Here is a 17,967-nt window from a genome sequence, read left to right as displayed (position 1 = left end):
GTGACTTCGGGCGCCTGATCTGGCGCCTGATCTGTCGCCTGATGTGCGGGGAGCTGCGGGTGGTTGGCGGCTGCGGGTTGTCCGTGGCTGGTCGCGCGGTTCCCCCGCGCCCCTTTGGGGCGTTTTCTGGGCCCCTGTTCGGGGGTCTGCGGCGCATGTCGAGTCACCTCACTCGTTCGGGTGGTGAAGTCGGGTGATCCGGTGCGTTCGGGGCATGGGGCGACAGAATCGGACCGGCCTTTCGGGGCCGGTCCGTGCTGTCCGGGCCTATCGGGGGTAGGGGGCCATCGGCATGATGAGTTTCGGGACCGGGGTGCCCGGCCGGGGGGCTGCGCGGCGCGGCCTCGCGTTGCTGGGGCTGCCGGCCGCGTGGGGCGCGGCGGCGATCACGTACAAGCTCGCCTGTCCGCTCGCCCAGCAGACCGGGCTGGGGGCGCGGCTCTTCACCAGCGCCGTGTTCTTCGCCGTCGGCACCGGGATCGTGCTGCGGGTGCGGCGCGCGCTGCTCAGTGAGCTGCGGCAGGTCCGCAGGGTGGCCGGCGCGGCACAGGAGGCGCTGCTCGGGCCGCTGCCCGGGAAGGTCGGCGGGCTGGAGGTCGCCGCGGCCCAGCTGTCCGCCGAGCGCGGGGCGTGCATCGGCGGGGACCTGTACGACGTGATCGCCACCGAGCACGGCGTGCGGGTCGTCATGGGGGACGTGCGCGGACACGGGCTCGCCGCCATCGGGACCGTCGCCGCCGTGCTGGGCAGCTTCCGCGAGGCCGCGCACGACGAACGGGACCTGGCGGGTGTGCTGCGCAGGCTGGAGCGCGCGCTCGCCCGGCATCTGCGGCAACGGGCCTGCCCGGGGCAGCCGGTGACCGGCCCCGACTGCCCGGCCGGCGAGGAGTTCGTCACCGTACTGCTGCTGGAGATCCGCCCGGACGGGGACGTACGGGCGCTCAACTGCGGGCATCCCCGGCCGCATCTGCTGCGGGACGGGCAGGTGGAGGCGGTGGATCTGGGTGAGCCGCTGCCGCCGCTGGGGCCGTTTCCGCTGCCCGCCGAACTGGCGGCGGTGCCGGTGGGGTGGCTGCGGCCGGGCGACACGCTGTTCCTGCACACGGACGGGGCCGACGACGCCCGCGACCCGCACGGCCGGTTCTTCTCGCTCGCCGACGCGCTGCGCGCGGCCGTCCGGGACGGGCCGGAGCCGCCACAGACCGTGCTCGGCGCGGTCTGGACCCGGCTCCTGCGGCACGCCGGCGGCTGGCCCACCGACGACGTGGCGATGCTGGCGCTCCGCGACGCCCGCCGGGCGGCCGCCCTCCCGTTGCCGGGCGGCCCGGTCGGGCAGGGGGCGTGCCAGGTCCCGTGAGGTCGGGGCGGGGTTCGTGGGTGGGTGCCGGGTGGCGCGATGCCGGGAGGGCCGAGCGGGAGGGCTCTGAGTGTGTCAGGCGGTCCGTCTGGTCTCTGTGTGTCCGCCTGGAGGTGGCGATGCTGGTGCTGGGCGACGGCCGCCGGGCGGCTGCTCTGCCGGTGCCCGGTGGGCTGGTCGGGAGGGCGTGCCACGTCCCGTGACGTCGAGGCCGTTGAGGCTCGTGGGTGTGGGTCAGGTGATGCGGGGATTCGGCGTGCTGGGGGGCGTGGGTGTGGGCCGAGGCTCGCGGGGTCGTGTGGACGCGGCGGAAGGGGGCTGAGCATTGCTCCGTCCGCTCCTGTGCCTGCCGCCGTCGGTCACTCGGCGGCGCGGCGGCGCCGTCCGTCCTGCCGCGGAGTGTCGGGCAGGCGGCCGGACGGACGGCGCGAAGACGGGCCGCCGCACTGTACGAGGGGGAGCCGGCGGCCCAGCCGGCCTCTTGACGAGGCATCTCAGTCAACCGGTCGGGCACTCTCCGCGACAGCGCGCACACGCAGCGGATTCGGGCACTCCGTTCACACCCCGTGTGAACCCGTCTTCACTACGCTGTCCCGCACCAAAGCCACGGGGGGCCCGGAATGCAGCCGAACACCTTGCTCGACGCGATCCTCGACGAGGCCGGGATCTCGCACGCCGGGCTCGCCGCGCATGTCAATCAGGCCGGGCGGGGGCGTGAGCTGACGCTCCGCTACGAGCACACCGCCGTGGCCCGCTGGCTGAAGGGGCAGCGGCCCAGGGGCCAGGTGCCCGACCTGATCTGCGAGGTGCTCGCCGCCCGGCTGCACCGCACCGTCACCCTCGACGACATCGGCCTCGGGGTGCCCGGCGAGCCCGCCGCCCCGCACGCCGGGTCGCTGTCCGGGTTCGTGGAGCGGGCCACCGCGCTGTGGCGCTCCGACCAGCAGCACCGCCCGCACCTGCTGGGCGCCCCCGCCGTGACCGGGACGCCCGCGGTGATGCCGGTGTGGGAGTGGGAGAACCCGCCCGAGGACACCGATGTCTCGCGCGGCGGACGGCACCTGGTCACCGCGTCCGACCTCGGCATGCTGCGCTGTGCCCGCGCCCACTACGAGCAGATGTACCGCAAGGCCGGCGGCATGGCGACCCGCACCCGGATCGTCGGCTTCCTCACCGCCGAGGCGGCGCCCCTGCTGCGCGGCAGCTACACCGACGCCACCGGCCGCCAGCTGCACCGGGCGACCGGCGGGCTGGTCGCGATCGCCGGGATCTGCGCGTACGACTCCGACGCGCACGGCCTGGCCCAGCGCTACTTCCATCAGGCGCTGCGGCTCGCCAAGGCCAGCGGCGACCGGGGGCTCGGCGCGTACGTCATCGCGCTGCTGGTCAACCAGTCGCTGTTCATGCGGGAGTACCGGCAGGCCGTCGCCTTCGCCGAGGCGGCGCTCCGCGCGGCGGGCAAGCACACCACCCCGGCGCTCGCCTCCGACCTGTACGCGATGCAGGCGAAGGCGTACGCCCATCTCGGCGACGGCAGCAGCGCGCTGTCCTGCATCCGGCGGGCCGAGCAGGCCGCCGAACGCATCCGGCCGCCCTACGAACCCGACGAGACCGGCTATGTCCAGCCGGGGCTGGTCAATGTCCAGGTGGCGGAGGCGCTGCTGAGCCTCGGTGAGCTGGCGGCGGCCGGTGAGCACGCGGCGGCGGCCGTGGACACTCCGGCGCACGACCGGGGCCGGGTGCACCGGCTCGCCATGCTCAGCACCGTCGAACTGCGCCAGGGCAACGCCGACAAGGCCGTGGCGACGGCCCTGCTCATGGCCGAACAGGCCCGGGGCATGGAGTCCCACCGGTTGCGTGACCGGCTCCGCTCGGTGCGCGAGCACTTGGTGCGCAGCGGGGGCGCGGGCACCGCCGAGGCGGCCGAACTGATCGACGGGGCGCTGCGCGTACCCCTGTAGAGCTGAGCGCCCCGCGCGGGCCGCGCCCCGGCGCACGATGGTGGGAGCGCGCCCCCGATGGTCCGTGGGGCGCGCTTTTTGGCCATTGCCGGGCGTCGTCGCGCGCCCGCCGTTGCATCGTGAGCCGCTCCTTTTGCGCCTGCTGCCGGAACGCTCCTGCTGCGATATTGCCCCTTACTCAGCGGAAGGTGGCAGAACCGTGCAGTGGACGAAACAGAATGAACAAACTGTGTATGAAAACCGCTGGTTCAGCGTAAATCTCGCGGATGTCGAGCTGCCGGACGGGCGGCATCTCGACCATTTCCTGATCCGGCTGCGGCCCGTCGCCGTGGCCACCGTCGTCAACGAGGCCAATGAGGTGCTGCTCCTGTGGCGCCATCGCTTCATCACCGACAGCTGGGGGTGGGAACTGGCCGCCGGTGTGGTCGAGGACGGCGAGGACATCGCGCAGGCCGCCGCCAGGGAACTGGAGGAGGAGACCGGCTGGCGCCCCGGGCCGCTGCGCCATCTGATGAGCGTGGAGCCGTCCAACGGGCTCACCGACGCCCGGCACCACATCTACTGGGCCGAGGAGGGCGAGTACATCGGCCATCCGATGGACGACTTCGAGTCGGACCGGCGGGAGTGGGTGCCGCTGAAGCTGGTCCCCGACCTGGTGGCCCGTGGTGAGGTGCCGGCCGCCAACATGGCGGCGGCGCTGCTGTTACTGCATCATCTGCGGCTCGGCGGTCAGCCGTAGCTGTAGAAGCCCGAGCCGCTCTTGCGGCCCAGTCGGCCCGCGTCCACCATCCGCTGGAGCAGCGGGGGAGCGGCGTACAGCGGCTCCTTGAACTCCTCGTACATCGAGTACGCGACCGAGGCCACGGTGTCCAGGCCGATCAGGTCGGACAGCTTCAGCGGGCCCATCGGGTGGGCGCAGCCCAGCTCCATGCCGTTGTCGATGTCCTCGCGGCTGGCGATGCCGGACTCGAACATCCGGATCGCGGAGAGCAGATACGGGATCAGCAGCGCGTTGACCACGAAGCCGGAGCGGTCCTGGGCGCGGATGGCGTGCTTGCCGAGGGTCTTCTCGGCGAACAGCTGCGCCCGGGAGAGCGTGCCCTCGGACGTGGTGAGCGCCGGGATCAGCTCCACCAGCTGCTGCACCGGGGCCGGGTTGAAGAAGTGGATGCCGACCACCTGGTCCGGGCGCGAGGTGGCCACCGCCAGCCGGACCAGCGGGATCGAGGAGGTGTTGGAGGCGAGAATCGCGTCCGGGCGGCTCACCACCTGGTCCAGGACCTGGAAGATCTCGGTCTTGACCTGCTCGTTCTCGACGACGGCCTCGATCACCAGATCACGGTCGGCGAACTCGCCCAGATCGGTGGTGAAGCTGAGCCGGGCCAGCGTGGCGTCCCGCTCCTGCTCCGTGAGCTTGCCGCGCTCGGCGGCCTTCGTCAGGGAGTTGAACAGCCGGGTCCGGCCGATCTCCAGAGCCTCGCCGGTGGTCTCGGCGACCTTGACGTCCAGTCCGGACCGGGCGCACACCTCCGCGATGCCCGCGCCCATCTGTCCGCAGCCGACCACTCCGACCCGCTCGATGTCGCTCACATCGTCCCCTTCGCTGCTCCGCGCCGACCGGAACCGTGCCGACGGTCCCGGCTCCCTGCTCCGTTCGTGCACGTTACCCGCCCGGATCGATGATCGATCGCCGGGGTGCGGGCGGCTGCGGGCATCCTGGGGTGCGAACGCGGTCCGTGACCGGACGGATCCGCAGGGTACGGGGGAAGTCACGGAGGTGGAAGTCATGGGACGGCTGTCCCGACGGACGTTCGCACTGGCCGCGTTGTCGGTCCTGGTGACCTCGGGCCAGGCGCGGGCCGTGCCCGGCAGCCGGGGGCGGCCCGCCGCCGACGGTGAGATGCGGGGCGTATGGCTGGCCACGGTCGTAAACCGCGACTGGCCCTCGCGCACCGGGCTGACGGCGGCACAGCAGCGCGCCGAACTCCTCGCCCATCTCGACCGGGCCGTGGCGGCCGGGCTCAACACGGTGATGTTCCAGGTGCGGCCCTGCGCGGACGCCCTGTGGCCGTCGCCGTACGAACCCTGGTCGCAGTTCCTGACCGGCACGCAGGGCAAGGACCCGGGCTGGGACCCGCTGGGCACGGCCGTGACGGAGGCGCACGCGCGCGGGCTGGAACTGCACGCCTGGTGCAATCCGCTGCGGGTCGCCATGCACACCGACCCGGGCAAGCTCATCGCCACCCATCCGGCCCGCCGCAATCCGGACTGGGTGGTGGCCTACGGCGGCAAGCTCTACTACAACCCCGGACTGCCCGAGGTCCGCGCCTTCGTCCAGGAGGCGATGCTGGACGCGGTCGCCAAGTATCCGGTGGACGCCGTCCACTTCGACGACTACTTCTACCCGTACCCGGTGGCCGGGCAGGTCTTCGACGACGACAGCGCCCATGCCGCCCACGGCGGGGCCTTCGCGACCCGCGCCGACTGGCGGCGCGACAACATCAACCGGCTGGTGCGCGACATGGCCGCCGGGATCCGGCGGACCCGGGCGGGCGTCCGGTTCGGCATCAGCCCGTTCGGCGTGTGGCGCAACGCCGCCACCGACCCGCTGGGCTCGGACACCCGGGCCATGCAGTCGTACGACGACATCTACGCCGACACCCGGCGCTGGGTCCGCGAGAACTGGATCGACTACATCTGCCCCCAGCTGTACTGGCACATCGGCAACTCCGCCGCCGACTACGCCAAGCTGGTGCCCTGGTGGGCCAAGGTCGCCGAGGGCAGCGGTACGAAGCTGTACGTGGGGGAGGCGCTGTATCGCGCGGGCGACCCGGCACAGGCGGCGGCCTGGCAGGACCCGGCCGAACTGTCCCGGCATCTGACGCTCGCCGCGCAGTACGCGCAGGTGAGCGGGCATGTGTTCTTCGCCGCGAAGGAGGTGGCGGCGGATCCGGTGGGGGCGATGGCTCGGGTGAGCGCCGAGCATTATGGGCGGGCGAGTGGGGTGGTGGTGCGGTGAGGTGAGGTGGGGGGTTCCGGTGGGTGGTTGGTATCCCCGGCCCGCGGGTCCGTGGTGGGCGGTGTATTTCTTCGCGCGCCCGTCGGGCCCGTCGGCCGGAGATTTCCGGTGGGGTTGATGGGCCGGGCAGGTGGTCCGGCGGGTCAGCGGCCCGGGGTCGCTTCCCGGTGCCGGATCTCGGTGTCGGGGCCCGGGGAGCAGACGCCCTCGTGGCCGTCCTGGAAGCGGACCCGGTACGGCGGCTGACCGCCCTGGCCGAGCACTTCGACGATCTCGCCGACCTTGTCGTTCTGGCCGACCACCCTGCCGTGCTGGACAAGCTGGTCGCCCTCGGTTGCACGCATCTGGGGCCTCCTCACGCTGTTGCGGGAGCAGCGGTCCGTGGTGTCGAGTCTACGGCCGTACGGCCGGGTGCCTACGGTCGGGAGCGCGGACCGGAACCGGCTCGCGCCCGCTCACCACCGGCCGCCCTGTGTCGTTCAGCCGCGAGCCCGCTGCGTGACGGCGATGCACACGAGCACCGCCGCGGCCGTCAGTGGGGCGGCCGGTGTCAGGTGCTCGCCCAGCAGCAGCACCGACCACACCAGTGTGAGCAGCGGCTGGGCGAGCTGCAACTGACTGGCCCTGGGGATGCCGATGGCGGCCATGCCCCGGTACCAGACCACCAGCCCGAGGAACTGCGAGCCCGCCGCCACCCACAGCAGCCCGGCCACGCTGTGCGCGGTCAGCCGCACCGGCTCGGCCGCCAGCATGATCACCGAGGCCGGCAGCGCGAGCGGCAGACACAGCACCAGCGCCCAGCCGATCACCTGCCAGCCCGGCATCCGGCGGGCCAGCCGCCCGCCCTCGGCGTACCCGGCCGCGCACACCAGCAGCGCCGCGAAGAGATACAGGTCGGCCGTGGACAGCGCGCCCCCGCTCTGCTGGACGGTGAAGGCGATCACCGCCGCCGCGCCGGTCACCGCCGCCCACCAGAAGGTGCGCGAGGGCCGGGTGCCCATCCGCAGGGCGGACATCAGGGCCGTCGTCAGCGGCAGCAGACCCACCACGACGGCGGCGTGCGAGGTGCTGGAGGTCTCCAGCGCCAGCGTGCTCAGCAGCGGGAAGCCGATCACGACACCGCCCGCCACCACCGCGAGCCCCGGCCAGTGCGCCCGGTCCGGCAGCGGGACGCGCAGCGCCAGCAGACAGCCCCCGGCGATGACCGCCGCGAGGACACAGCGCACGGCCGACAGCGACCAGGGCCCGAACCCCTGAAGGCCCCAGGCGGTGGCGGGAAAGGTGAGGGAGAAGGCGACGACGCCCAGCGCGGCCAACAAGGTGCCGTGGCTCGCGCGGCCCGGGGCGCCGCTCACCGCTATCGGGGCGGACGCGATAGCGCTATCCTGTGCTCTCATGAATGAGAGTAGCAGTGTGGTGGATCTGGCGAATCAGCTGCGCAAAGAAGTGAACCGCTACTCGCCAGGTGGAAAGCTCCCGTCGAGCCGGGCGCTCGTCGAGCGGTTCCGGGTCAGCCCGGTGACCGTCTCCCGCGCCCTCGCGCAGCTCGCCGCCGAGGGACTGGTGGTGACCCGGCCCGGCGCCGGTGCCTACCGCGCCCGGCCGCGCACCCCGCTCGCCGCGACCGGCGACACCTCCTGGCAGGAGGTCGCGCTCAGCGCCGACGGCGCCGCCGACCTCGTACCGCGCACGGTCGACGCCTCCGGTGTCACCGTCTGTCTGGCCGCGCCGCCGCCCGGGGTGATCGAGTTCAGCGGCGGCTACCCGCACCCCTCGCTCCAGCCGGAGAGGGCCATGGCCGCCGCGCTCTCCCGGGCGGGCCGCCGGCCCGGCGTCTGGGGCCGGCCGCCGCTGGACGGGCTGCCCGAGCTGCGGGAGTGGTTCGCGCGGGGCATCGGCGACACCGTCACCGCCGCCGATGTGCTGATCACCTCGGGCGGCCAGTCCGCGCTGACCACCGCCCTGCGCGCGCTCGCCCCGCCCGGCGCACCGGTCCTGGTCGAGTCGCCCACCTACCCCGGCATGCTCGCCATCGCCCGCGCGGCCGGACTGCGCCCGGTGCCCGTCCCGGTCGACCGGGACGGCGTGCGCCCCGACCTGCTCGCCGACGCCTTCCGGGCCACCGGCGCCCGCGTGTTCGTCTGCCAGCCGCTCTTCCAGAACCCCACCGGCGCGGTCCTCGCCGCCGACCGCCGCCCCGAGGTGCTGCGCATCGCCCGCGAGGCGGGCGCGTTCGTCGTGGAGGACGACTTCGTACGACGGCTGCCGCACGAGGACTCCGGGCCGCTGCCGCGTCCGCTGGCCGCCGACGACCCCGACGGCGTCGTCGTGCATGTCTGCTCGCTCACCAAGGCGACCTCGCCCAGCTTCCGGGTCGGCGCCCTCGCCGCACGCGGGCCGGTCCTGGAACGGCTGCGCGCCATCCAGATCGTCGACACCTTCTTCGTGCCCCGCCCGCTCCAGGAGGCCGCCCTGGAACTCGTCGGCTCGCCCGCCTGGCCCCGCCACCAGCGCACCCTGTCCACCGAACTCCGCGCCCGCCGCGACGCCATGACCGCGGGCCTCGCCCTGCGGCTGCCCGAACTCGCCCTCCCGCACATCCCGTCCGGCGGCTACCACCTCTGGCTGCGCCTGCCCGACGGACTGGACGAGCCGGTCCTCCAGTCCGCCGCCCTGCGCGCGGGCGTCGCCTTCACCCCCGGCCGTCCCTACTTCAGCGCCGAACCCACCGCCGCCCACGTCCGGCTGAGCTTCGCCGCGGTCAGCGGCACCGAGGAGATCGCCGAAGGACTGAGGCGGCTGCGCGCCGCCTTCGACGAGGCCCTCGGCCGCCCGGCGCCGCAATTTGTTCGACACGGTCCGGCCGTGCTGTGAGGATCCCGCCATGACCGACATCGTCACCACCCCCACCGGCCTCGCCGAGGGCTACGAGATCTCCACCGACCCCGCCCGCCTCGACGCGGCGCGGGTGCACCACTGGCTCTCCACCGACGCGTACTGGGCCCTCGGCCGCGCTCGCGACGTCCAGGACCGGGCCATCGCCGGCTCCCTCAACTTCGGCGTGTACGAGACCGCGTCCGGCGCCTTGGCCGCCTACGCCCGTGTCGTCACGGACCGGGCCACCTTCGCCTGGCTGTGCGACGTCTACGTGGACCGCCCGGCCCGCGGCAAGGGCCTCGGCACGGCCCTGGTGGCCGCCGTACGGGAGGAGCTGCGGTCGTACGGCGTACGGCGGGTGCTGCTCGCGACCCACGACGCCCACGGGGTGTACGGGAAGCTGGGCTTCCGGGAACTGGAGCGGCCGGACCAGTGGATGGCGCTGATGCTGGAGGGGTGAGGGGTGAGTGGTGAGGGGTGAGGGGTGAAGGGGTGAAGGGTGAGGGTGGTTTCAGGGCGAATGCCCGGCTGATCCTTACCTCCCGGTAAACCCTTGCGCACCGACGGTAGCTCATAGCAATTCCCCCCTTGACCTGGGCACACTCCAGGCACACCATCCCCGCATGGCCATTCGGGTCACCTTCGTCGCCGCCGCCCGTAACTCACCACTGCTCGCCGAGACCTTCCAGGACGACCGGCCGCTCGATCAGGCCGGCTGGGCCGAGGTACAGCGCGCCGCCCATGAACTGGTGCCGCTCGCCGCCGCCGAGCTGCGGTACTGCTCGCCCACCCCGCGCAGCCGCGCGACCGGTGACGCCCTCGGCTACGCCCCGCTGGTGCAGCCCGCGCTGCGCGACTGCGACATGGGCCGCTGGCGCGGGCTGACGCTGGGCGAGGCGATGGCCCGGGAGCCACAGGCGGTCGACGCCTGGCTGTCCGACCCGCGCGGCACACCGCACGGCGGCGAGTCCCTGATCTCCTTCATCACCCGGGTCGGCGGCTGGCTGGACACCCGCCCGTTCGAGGACGGCGTGTACATCGTCGCCGTGGCCGAGCCGTCGGTGATCCGCGCGGCCCTGGTCTACGCCCTGAAGGCACCACCCGCGAGCTACTGGAACATCGACGTGCGCCCCCTGTCGACCACGACGCTCACCGGCCACTCGGGCCGCTGGAACCTGCGCTTCGACGGGACGGCGGCCAGATCACCGAGCTAGCCGGTGCCAAGGTCATCGCCGTCGCCCGGCTCCCGCGCGTACCCGGTGACCAGCAGCAGATCCTTCGCCGGGCCGCCCACCCGCCAGAGGGTGCGCCAGTGATCGGCGTCGGTGACGGTGAACTCGCCGCGGTACAGGTCGGCGGAGCAGGGATGGCCGGCGGTGTGCCGCCCGGTGCGCAGATCCAGGTCGTGGAAGGGCCGTCCGTCCGCGAACCGCACATCGGCTGTCCCCGGCATGGCCCCCGGCAGAAAGCGCAGGGTCCGCTCGGCGGGCCGGGCCACGCCCTGCCACACGAACGTCCCCGACTCCCGGTGCAGCAGCCCGCCGCCCGCCAGCGCCTCGAAGACGGTCGTGCCGGTGAACCGGCCCTCGTCGCCGCCGCCGAGATCCCGCACGGTCCGCTCGACGCGCCAGCGCCCGGCGAGATACGCCAGCGGGTTCGGCACCGCCCAGAACTCACCCATCGCGGGCCTCCCGGTCAGCAGACCGGCCCGGGAGAGGCCGCCGTCGCCCGGAGCAGATCCCGCACCAGCGGGTAGTCGATCCGGTCGGGACGGCGGAAGCGCAGACACCCCTTGCCCATGTCCTGCCCGGCCAGCCGCTTTGCGAAGGCGTCCCGCACATCGGGCCGCATGAGATAGAGCGAGATGTACTGCCGCTGCCCGGCGAACGCGATCTCGGCGGTCCCGTCCCGCGTATAGGCGGGCATCCCGTACGCCATCACCTCACCGAACCCGGCCAGCTCGCCGCGGCACAGTTCACGCAGCCGGACCAGGGCCGCCCGCTGCGACTCCCGCGCCTCGTCCAGATACGCCTCGACGGTCCGCGCCTCGCTCTGCACCATGGGGCGAGCGTACTGCGCGGTCGAGAACCGCGGTGCCGGGGCGCGATGGCACCCCGGCACGCGGCTTTCCACCAGCTGGGGCCTTAGATGCCGAACGGTGCCGCGTAGCGGACCGTGCCGCTGGGCAGCGGGTGCTCGGCGTCGAGGGTGAGGGCCATCATGGCCTCGTCCGGGACGTCGATGGTGAGGCTGATGCCGTGCTCCGAGGCCCGGCTGAAGCCGAACCGCGGGTAGTACGCCGGGTGTCCGAGGACGGTGACGAAGTGCTCGCCCCGTTCCTTGGCGGCCCGCAGCGCGGCGCGGATCGCGGCGGAGCCCGCGCCGGTCCCCTGGTGCTCGGGCCGGACGGCGACGGGGCCCAGGCACAGGGCCGGGGTGTCGCCGATGTGGCAGCGGGTCAGCAGCGCGTGACCGATGGGCCCGCCGTCGGGGCCGGTGGCCACGATGGACAGTCCGTCGATCCACGACGGGTCGGCACGCAGGGCGTCGATGAGGTCCGCCTCCAGCGGAGTGTCGAACGCGGCGAGGCTGATGTCACGAAGGGCGGGGATGTCGGCGCCGGTCTCGGCGCGCGTGATCCAGTTGATGCTCACGATGGATGGAGATCCGTTTCATGATCGGTTCGTATCGGGGGTGCCCCGCGAGCTCACGCTCCCAGCGAGGCGGATCCGGATGAGGTCAGGCCACGGCCCGGGACGTGAGGGTGGTCCGGGCGGAGCACATGGCAGTGGCCTGGTGCGCGGTCATCAACCCCACCTCCCCACTTCCTCGGTCTCTCGATCAGATACGAACGCCGGGCAGCTTATCACTCCGCCGCCTCCCGACCTGGACGTGATTGCATAAACGTGCAGCGCTGCGTATAGTCATGCCATCCATGAGGAGGGTTTCCATGACGGTACGTGCGGCGGTGGCCGGGGCGAGCGGGTACGCGGGCGGGGAGCTGCTGCGGCTGCTGCTCGCGCACCCCGGGGTCGAGATAGGCGCGCTGACCGGGCACTCCAACGCCGGGCAGCGGCTCGGGGGGCTTCAGCCGCATCTGCTGCCGCTGGCGGAGCGGGTGCTCCAGGAGACCAGTGCCGACGTGCTCGCCGGGCATGACGTGGTGTTTCTGGCCCTGCCGCACGGGCAGTCCGCCGCGGTCGCCGAGCAGCTCGGGCCGGACGTTCTCGTGATCGACATGGGGGCCGACTTCCGGCTGACGGACGCCGCCGACTGGGAGCGTTTCTACGGTTCCGCGCATGCCGGGACCTGGCCGTACGGCCTTCCCGAACTGCCGGGTGCCCGCGCCGCGCTGGAGGGGTCCAAGCGCGTCGCGGTGCCCGGTTGCTACCCGACGGCCGTCTCGCTCGCCCTGTTCCCGGCGTACGCCGCCGGGCTGGCCGAGTCCGAGGCCGTGGTCGTGGCCGCCTCCGGCACCTCCGGGGCGGGCAAGGCGCCCAAGGCGCAGCTGCTCGGCTCCGAGGTCATGGGCTCCATGTCGCCCTACGGCGTCGGCGGCGGCCACCGGCACACCCCCGAGATGATCCAGAACCTCAGCGCGGTCGCCGGTGAGCGGGTGTCCGTCTCCTTCACGCCCACCCTCGCGCCCATGTCCCGCGGCATCCTCGCCACCTGCAATGTGAAGGGCCGCCCCGGGGCCGGCGCCGAGTCCGTGCGGGCCGCCTACGAGAAGGCGTTCGCCGACGAGCCGTTCGTCCATCTGCTGCCCGAGGGGCAGTGGCCCGCCACCGCGTCCGTCCAGGGTTCCAACGCCGTTCAGGTGCAGGTCGCGTACGACGCGGCCGTCGGACGCATCATCGCGATCAGCGCCATCGACAACCTGACGAAGGGCACCGCGGGAGGCGCCCTTCAGAGCATGAACATCGCCCTGGGGATCGATGAGACGACCGGGCTTTCCACGATCGGAGTCGCACCGTGAGTGTCACGGCAGCACAAGGGTTCACCGCTGCGGGCATCGCCGCCGGGATCAAGGAGAACGGCAATCCGGATCTGGCCCTCGTGGTCAACACCGGGCCGCGCCGGGCCGCCGCGGGCGTCTTCACCTCCAACCGGGTCAAGGCCGCCCCGGTGCTCTGGTCGGAGCAGGTGCTCAAGGGCGGCCGGGTCAGCGCCGTGATCCTCAACTCCGGTGGCGCCAACGCCTGCACGGGGCCCAAGGGGTTCCAGGACACCCATGCCACGGCCGAGAAGGTCGCCGAGGTCCTCGACGGGCACAGCGCCGGTGAGGTCGCGGTGTGCTCCACCGGGCTGATCGGCCTGCTGCTGCCCATGGACAAGCTGCTGCCGGGCGTCGAGGCGGCCGCCGGACAGCTCTCGGAGCACGGCGGCGAGAAGGCCGCCATCGCCATCAAGACCACCGACAGTGTGCACAAGACGTCCGTGGTGGCCAAGGACGGCTGGAGCGTCGGCGGCATGGCCAAGGGGGCCGGGATGCTCGCCCCCGGCCTCGCCACCATGCTCGTCGTGCTCACCACCGACGCGGACCTCGAAGCCGACGTGCTGGACCGGGCGCTGCGCGCCGCCACCCGGACCACCTTCGACCGGGTCGACTCCGACGGCTGCATGTCCACCAACGACACCGTCCTGCTGCTGGCGTCCGGCGCCTCCGGGATCGTCCCGGACCACGCCGAGTTCGCCGAGGCCGTACGGGCGCTCTGCGACGACCTCGGGCAGCAGCTGATCCGGGACGCCGAGGGCGCCAGCAAGGACATCAGGGTCGAGGTGATCAACGCGGCGAGCGAGGACGACGCCGTGGAGGTGGGGCGCTCCATCGCCCGTAACAACCTCCTCAAGTGCGCCATCCACGGCGAGGACCCCAACTGGGGCCGGGTGCTCAGCGCCATCGGCACGACCGCCGCCGCCTTCGAGCCCGACCGTCTCAACGTCGCCATCAATGGCGTCTGGGTGTGCAAGAACGGCGGTGTCGGCGAGGACCGCGACCAGGTCGACATGCGCTTCCGCGAGGTGCACATCGTCGCCGACCTCGCCGCCGGTTCCGACACCGCCACCATCTGGACCAACGACCTCACCGCCGACTACGTCCACGAGAACAGCGCGTACTCGTCATGAGCGGCACCCGCAAGCACACCGCGCTGCCCAAGGCGCAGATCCTCATCGAGGCCCTGCCCTGGCTGACCCGGCACCACGGCAGGACCGTCGTCATCAAGTTCGGCGGCAACGCCATGGTGGACGAGGAACTGAAGGCCGCCTTCGCGCAGGACGTCGTCTTCCTGCGGCACGCCGGCCTCAAACCGGTCGTCGTGCACGGCGGCGGCCCGCAGATCAGCGCCGCCCTCGACCGGCACGGCATCGTCAGCGAGTTCAAGGCCGGCCTGCGCGTCACCACCGAGGAGGCCATGGACGTCGTACGGATGGTGCTGGCCGGACAGGTCCAGCGCGAGCTGGTCGGGCTGCTCAACCAGCACGGGCCGCTCGCCGTCGGCATCACCGGCGAGGACGCCCGCACCATGACCGCCACCAAGCACCGGCCCCGCGTCGACGGCGAACTTCTCGACATCGGGCGGGTCGGCGAGATCACCGAGATCGACACGGGCGCGATCGAGGCCCTGCTCGCCGACGGCCGTATCCCGGTCGTCTCCTCCATCGCCCGCAGTCAGGACGACGGACATGTCTACAACGTCAATGCTGATACGGCGGCTGCGGCACTCGCTGCGGCGCTGGGCGCCGAGACCCTCATGGTCCTCACGGACGTCGAGGGACTCTACGAGGACTGGCCGCACAGTGACGAGGTGATCAGCCGGCTCACCGCCACCCAGCTGGAGAAACTGCTGCCCGACCTGTCCGCCGGGATGGTGCCGAAGATGGAGGGCTGTCTGCACGCCGTCCGCAACGGCGTCACCACCGCCCGGGTCATCGACGGACGGGTCCAGCACTCGATCCTGCTGGAGATCTTCACGGATGAAGGCATCGGCACGATGGTCGTGCCCGACGGACAGGGGGAGCCGTGACCGACATCGCGGGCAATGCTGAGCTGACCTCGCGCTGGCAAGGCGCGCTCATGAACAACTACGGCACCCCGCGGCTGCCCCTCGTCCGCGGCGAGGGCACCCGGCTCTGGGACGCCGACGGCACCGAGTACGTCGATTTCGTCGGCGGCATCGCGGTCAACGCGCTCGGCCACGCCCACCCGGCGATCGTCGAGGCGGTGAGCCGGCAGATCGCGTCCCTCGGGCATGTCTCCAACCTGTTCGTCGCCGAACCGCCCGTCGCGCTCGCCGAACGGCTGCTCCAGCTGTTCGGCCGGGACGGCAAGGTGTTCTTCTGCAACTCCGGCGCCGAGGCCAACGAGGGCGCGTTCAAGATAGGGCGGCTGACCGGGCGCACCCATATGGTCGCCACCGACGGCGGCTTCCACGGCCGCACCATGGGCGCCCTCGCCCTCACCGGCCAGCCCGGCAAACAGGAACCCTTCCTGCCGCTGCCCGGCGATGTCACCCATGTGCCCTACGGCGACGCGCAGGCGCTGGCCGCCGCCGTCACCGAGAACACGGCGTTCGTCATCATCGAGCCGATCCAGGGCGAGAACGGGGTCGTCGTCCCGCCGCCGGGCTATCTGAAGGCGGCCCGCGCGATCACGGCGGCGAGCGGCAGTCTCCTCGTCCTGGACGAGGTGCAGACGGGGGTCGGCCGTACCGGACACTGGTTCGAGTACCAGGCCCACGAAGGTGTGCTGCCCGATGTCGTCACCCTCGCCAAGGGGCTCGGGGGCGGGCTGCCGCTCGGCGCGACCATCGCCTTCGGGCGGGCCGCGGAGCTGCTCCAGCCGGGCCAGCACGGTACGACGTTCGGCGGCAACCCCGTCGCCTGCGCGGCCGGGCTCGCCGTTCTCGACACCATCGCGACTGACGGGCTGCTGGCGAACGTCAAGCGGCAGAGCGAGAGCCTGCGGGACGGGATCGAGGCGCTCGGGCATCCGCTGGTCGCCCATGTCCGGGGTGCGGGCCTGCTGCTGGGTATCGTGCTCACCAGGCCGCTCGCGCCGCGGGTGCAGCAGGCGGCCCAGGACGCCGGTTTCCTGGTCAACGCGCCCGCCCCCGATGTCGTACGGCTGATGCCGCCGCTGAACACCGGGGACGGTGACGTGGCGGCGCTGCTGCGGGCGCTGCCCGGGGTTCTCGACGCGGCCGGCGATGACGCACGATCCGAGGAACTGGTGTCCGAGGGACTAGTGTCCGGGGAATGAGACGACGATGAGTCAGGCGCAGGACCATGAGCAGGCGGCCGGGTCCGCGGTGCCGCAGACGCGGACCGCGCGGCACCGGCGGATCGTGGACATCCTCAACCGGCAGCCCGTGCGGTCGCAGAGCCAGCTGGCGAAGCTGCTCTCGGACGACGGGCTGCATGTCACCCAGGCGACCCTGTCCCGGGACCTCGACGAGCTGAACGCCGTGAAGATCCGGGACAACGACGGGGATCTGATCTACGCGGTGCCGAGCGAGGGCGGGTTCCGTACGCCTCGGGCGCCGCTGGGGGAGTCGGCGAAGGAGGAGCGGATGCGGAGGCTGTCCGCGGAGCTGCTGATCTCCGCGGAGGCGTCCGCGAACCTCGTGGTCCTGCGTACGCCGCCGGGTGCGGCCCAGTTCCTCGCCTCGGCCATCGACCAGGCCGAGCTGCACGACATCCTGGGGACCATCGCCGGTGACGACACGCTGCTGCTGATCAGCCGTCGGGCCGACGGGGGGCAGGCCCTGGCGGACCACATGCTGCGGTTGGCTCAGAACGGGGGGTGAGGTGGGGGGTTGGCCGGTGCGTTGCCGGGTGCGGGTGGTCGGTGGCTGGTCGCGCAGTTCCCCGCGCCCCTAGAGGCGTTGCCGTCGCCTGCGTCTCTTGGTGCCGTAGCTGGAGGCACCCCGCCGGCGCGGGTGAGCGACACGCCCCCCGCCTCAGCCCAGCCGCGCCGCCAGTCCCCCCGTGCACCGCACCTCGTCCCCCGCCGTGATCAGCAGCGCCTCCACGCCCGGGAGGCCCTCCAGCCACCCCAGCCCCGCCCGCGACCCCATCGCGAACGCCGCCGTCGCCCAGCAGTCCGCCCAGGTCAGGTCAGGGGCGACCACCGTCACCGCCACCAGATCGGTCACCGCCGACCTCGCCGTGCGCGGATCCACGATGTGCGCACCCCGCTCCGCCGTCCCCGACGTCGCGACCGCCAGCTCCGGCAGGCCCGCCGCCGAGACGACCGCCGCGAGCCCCCCGGGACGCAGCGGGTCGGCGACCCCCACCCGCCAGGGACGGTCGGCGCCCGGCACGCCCAGCAACTGCACATCGCCGCCGCCGTTCACACTCACCCCCACCACCCCCTCCACCGCCCTCAACCGCAGCGCGGCCCGCCGCACCGCCCAGCCCTTCACGATCCCGGTCGGATCCAGCCGCCCCCGGTACCGCGTGCTGAACCACCCCTCGCTCACCCGCTCCGCCTCCGCCCCCAGCGCCAGCACCTCGGCCACCTCCGGATCGCACCGCCCGACCGTCAGTTCCCCCGCCGCCAGCCGCGACACCTGACTGTCCTCGCGATACGTGCTGAACACCGCGTCGACCCGATGCAGCCCGGCGACCACCTCCCGCACGGCGGCATGGACCGCGTCCGGCTCACCACCGCGCACATCGAGGGAGAACACGGTGCCCATGACCTCCTCCGCGTGCCGTACGACGCCGGGCGCGGGCGCGGATCCGGC

General features: G+C 72.8%; 19 protein-coding genes. 12 read left to right on the top strand and 7 right to left on the bottom strand.

All coding sequences use genetic code 11. The features are described from left to right. Positions 1-292 precede the first annotated feature (292 nt). The 3 genes from ACFRFC_RS21820 to ACFRFC_RS21810 all read left to right on the top strand — a co-directional run bounded on the left by ACFRFC_RS21820 (position 293) and on the right by ACFRFC_RS21810 (position 4,057). Positions 293-1,357, top strand: coding sequence for a PP2C family protein-serine/threonine phosphatase (locus ACFRFC_RS21820; RefSeq protein ID WP_382687768.1), 1,065 nt, complete (start codon positions 293-295; stop codon positions 1,355-1,357). 620 nt (positions 1,358-1,977) lie between these two features. Continuing rightward, the gene (locus tag ACFRFC_RS21815; RefSeq protein WP_382687766.1) at positions 1,978-3,318 is read left to right on the top strand and encodes a transcriptional regulator; all 1,341 of its coding nucleotides are present in this window, start codon (positions 1,978-1,980) and stop codon (positions 3,316-3,318) included. A 199-nt stretch (positions 3,319-3,517) separates the two neighbouring features. After that, positions 3,518-4,057 (top strand): NUDIX hydrolase, encoded by a 540-nt coding sequence (locus ACFRFC_RS21810; RefSeq protein WP_382687764.1) that lies wholly within the window; start codon positions 3,518-3,520, stop codon positions 4,055-4,057. Here ACFRFC_RS21810 and ACFRFC_RS21805 read toward each other — a convergent pair. Next, complete coding sequence (locus tag ACFRFC_RS21805; RefSeq protein WP_382687762.1) at positions 4,048-4,908, bottom strand: 3-hydroxybutyryl-CoA dehydrogenase; 861 nt, start codon at positions 4,906-4,908, stop codon at positions 4,048-4,050. The two genes, ACFRFC_RS21810 and ACFRFC_RS21805, sit on opposite strands and share 10 nt — an antisense overlap. Positions 4,909-5,104: 196 nt before the next feature. On the opposite strand from ACFRFC_RS21805, the gene ACFRFC_RS21800 reads away from it, so the two are divergent. Further along, positions 5,105-6,337 carry a glycoside hydrolase family 10 protein gene (locus ACFRFC_RS21800; RefSeq protein WP_382687760.1) on the top strand — a complete coding sequence of 411 codons (1,233 nt, stop codon included), beginning with the start codon at positions 5,105-5,107 and terminating at the stop codon, positions 6,335-6,337. A 143-nt stretch (positions 6,338-6,480) separates the two neighbouring features. Here ACFRFC_RS21800 and ACFRFC_RS21795 read toward each other — a convergent pair whose 3' ends face one another. Further along, entirely contained in the window at positions 6,481-6,681 is a 201-nt protein-coding gene (locus ACFRFC_RS21795; protein WP_382687757.1) for a DUF1918 domain-containing protein, read from the bottom strand. 135 nt (positions 6,682-6,816) lie between these two features. Then, a complete protein-coding gene (locus ACFRFC_RS21790) occupies positions 6,817-7,734 on the bottom strand; it encodes a DMT family transporter (RefSeq protein ID WP_382687755.1) in 918 nt (305 codons plus the stop codon). On the opposite strand from ACFRFC_RS21790, the gene ACFRFC_RS21785 reads away from it, so the two are divergent. The 3 genes from ACFRFC_RS21785 to ACFRFC_RS21775 all read left to right on the top strand — a co-directional run bounded on the left by ACFRFC_RS21785 (position 7,733) and on the right by ACFRFC_RS21775 (position 10,428). Further along, positions 7,733-9,211 (top strand): PLP-dependent aminotransferase family protein, encoded by a 1,479-nt coding sequence (locus tag ACFRFC_RS21785; protein ID WP_382687753.1) that lies wholly within the window; start codon positions 7,733-7,735, stop codon positions 9,209-9,211. The genes ACFRFC_RS21790 and ACFRFC_RS21785 overlap by 2 nt on opposite strands. A gap of 10 nt (positions 9,212-9,221) precedes the next feature. Then, complete coding sequence (locus ACFRFC_RS21780; protein WP_382687750.1) at positions 9,222-9,674, top strand: GNAT family N-acetyltransferase; 453 nt, start codon at positions 9,222-9,224, stop codon at positions 9,672-9,674. A gap of 163 nt (positions 9,675-9,837) precedes the next feature. Then, positions 9,838-10,428 carry a histidine phosphatase family protein gene (locus tag ACFRFC_RS21775; RefSeq protein ID WP_382687748.1) on the top strand — a complete coding sequence of 197 codons (591 nt, stop codon included), beginning with the start codon at positions 9,838-9,840 and terminating at the stop codon, positions 10,426-10,428. On the opposite strand, the gene ACFRFC_RS21770 is transcribed toward ACFRFC_RS21775, so the two are convergent. The 3 genes from ACFRFC_RS21770 to ACFRFC_RS21760 all read right to left on the bottom strand — a co-directional run bounded on the left by ACFRFC_RS21770 (position 10,425) and on the right by ACFRFC_RS21760 (position 11,868). After that, positions 10,425-10,895 (bottom strand): DUF6314 family protein, encoded by a 471-nt coding sequence (locus ACFRFC_RS21770; RefSeq protein ID WP_382687745.1) that lies wholly within the window; start codon positions 10,893-10,895, stop codon positions 10,425-10,427. The two genes, ACFRFC_RS21775 and ACFRFC_RS21770, sit on opposite strands and share 4 nt — an antisense overlap. 14 nt (positions 10,896-10,909) lie before the next feature. Beyond that, entirely contained in the window at positions 10,910-11,275 is a 366-nt protein-coding gene (locus ACFRFC_RS21765) for an iron chaperone (RefSeq protein WP_382687743.1), read from the bottom strand. An 83-nt stretch (positions 11,276-11,358) separates the two neighbouring features. Beyond that, positions 11,359-11,868 (bottom strand): GNAT family N-acetyltransferase, encoded by a 510-nt coding sequence (locus ACFRFC_RS21760; protein WP_382687740.1) that lies wholly within the window; start codon positions 11,866-11,868, stop codon positions 11,359-11,361. A 296-nt stretch (positions 11,869-12,164) separates the two neighbouring features. Here ACFRFC_RS21760 and argC point away from each other — a divergent pair, with 296 nt between their 5' ends. From argC to ACFRFC_RS21735, 5 genes are read left to right on the top strand one after another with little or no spacing between them, the layout of a single operon-like run. Then, positions 12,165-13,193 (top strand): N-acetyl-gamma-glutamyl-phosphate reductase, encoded by a 1,029-nt coding sequence (gene argC, locus ACFRFC_RS21755; protein ID WP_382687736.1) that lies wholly within the window; start codon positions 12,165-12,167, stop codon positions 13,191-13,193. After that, the gene (argJ, locus tag ACFRFC_RS21750; protein ID WP_382687732.1) at positions 13,190-14,344 is read left to right on the top strand and encodes a bifunctional glutamate N-acetyltransferase/amino-acid acetyltransferase ArgJ; all 1,155 of its coding nucleotides are present in this window, start codon (positions 13,190-13,192) and stop codon (positions 14,342-14,344) included. The genes argC and argJ overlap by 4 nt, the downstream gene beginning before the upstream one ends. Beyond that, positions 14,341-15,243: an acetylglutamate kinase gene (argB, locus tag ACFRFC_RS21745; RefSeq protein WP_382687730.1), complete on the top strand. Its 903-nt coding sequence runs from the start codon at positions 14,341-14,343 to the stop codon at positions 15,241-15,243. Before argJ ends, argB begins: the two co-directional genes overlap by 4 nt. Beyond that, positions 15,240-16,478 carry an acetylornithine transaminase gene (locus ACFRFC_RS21740; protein WP_382687728.1) on the top strand — a complete coding sequence of 413 codons (1,239 nt, stop codon included), beginning with the start codon at positions 15,240-15,242 and terminating at the stop codon, positions 16,476-16,478. Before argB ends, ACFRFC_RS21740 begins: the two co-directional genes overlap by 4 nt. Positions 16,479-16,485: 7 nt before the next feature. Beyond that, positions 16,486-17,025, top strand: a complete 540-nt coding sequence (locus ACFRFC_RS21735; RefSeq protein WP_382687725.1) for an arginine repressor — start codon at positions 16,486-16,488, stop codon at positions 17,023-17,025. 153 nt (positions 17,026-17,178) lie between these two features. Here the strand turns inward: ACFRFC_RS21735 and ACFRFC_RS21730 are convergent, their stop codons facing one another. Then, entirely contained in the window at positions 17,179-17,919 is a 741-nt protein-coding gene (locus ACFRFC_RS21730; protein WP_382687957.1) for an FAD:protein FMN transferase, read from the bottom strand. Positions 17,920-17,967 lie beyond the last annotated feature (48 nt).

This window comes from Streptomyces sp. NPDC056734, from assembly GCF_042790455.1.
Taxonomy (GTDB): domain Bacteria; phylum Actinomycetota; class Actinomycetes; order Streptomycetales; family Streptomycetaceae; genus Streptomyces.
This window is presented reverse-complemented; position numbering and strand designations above follow the sequence as displayed.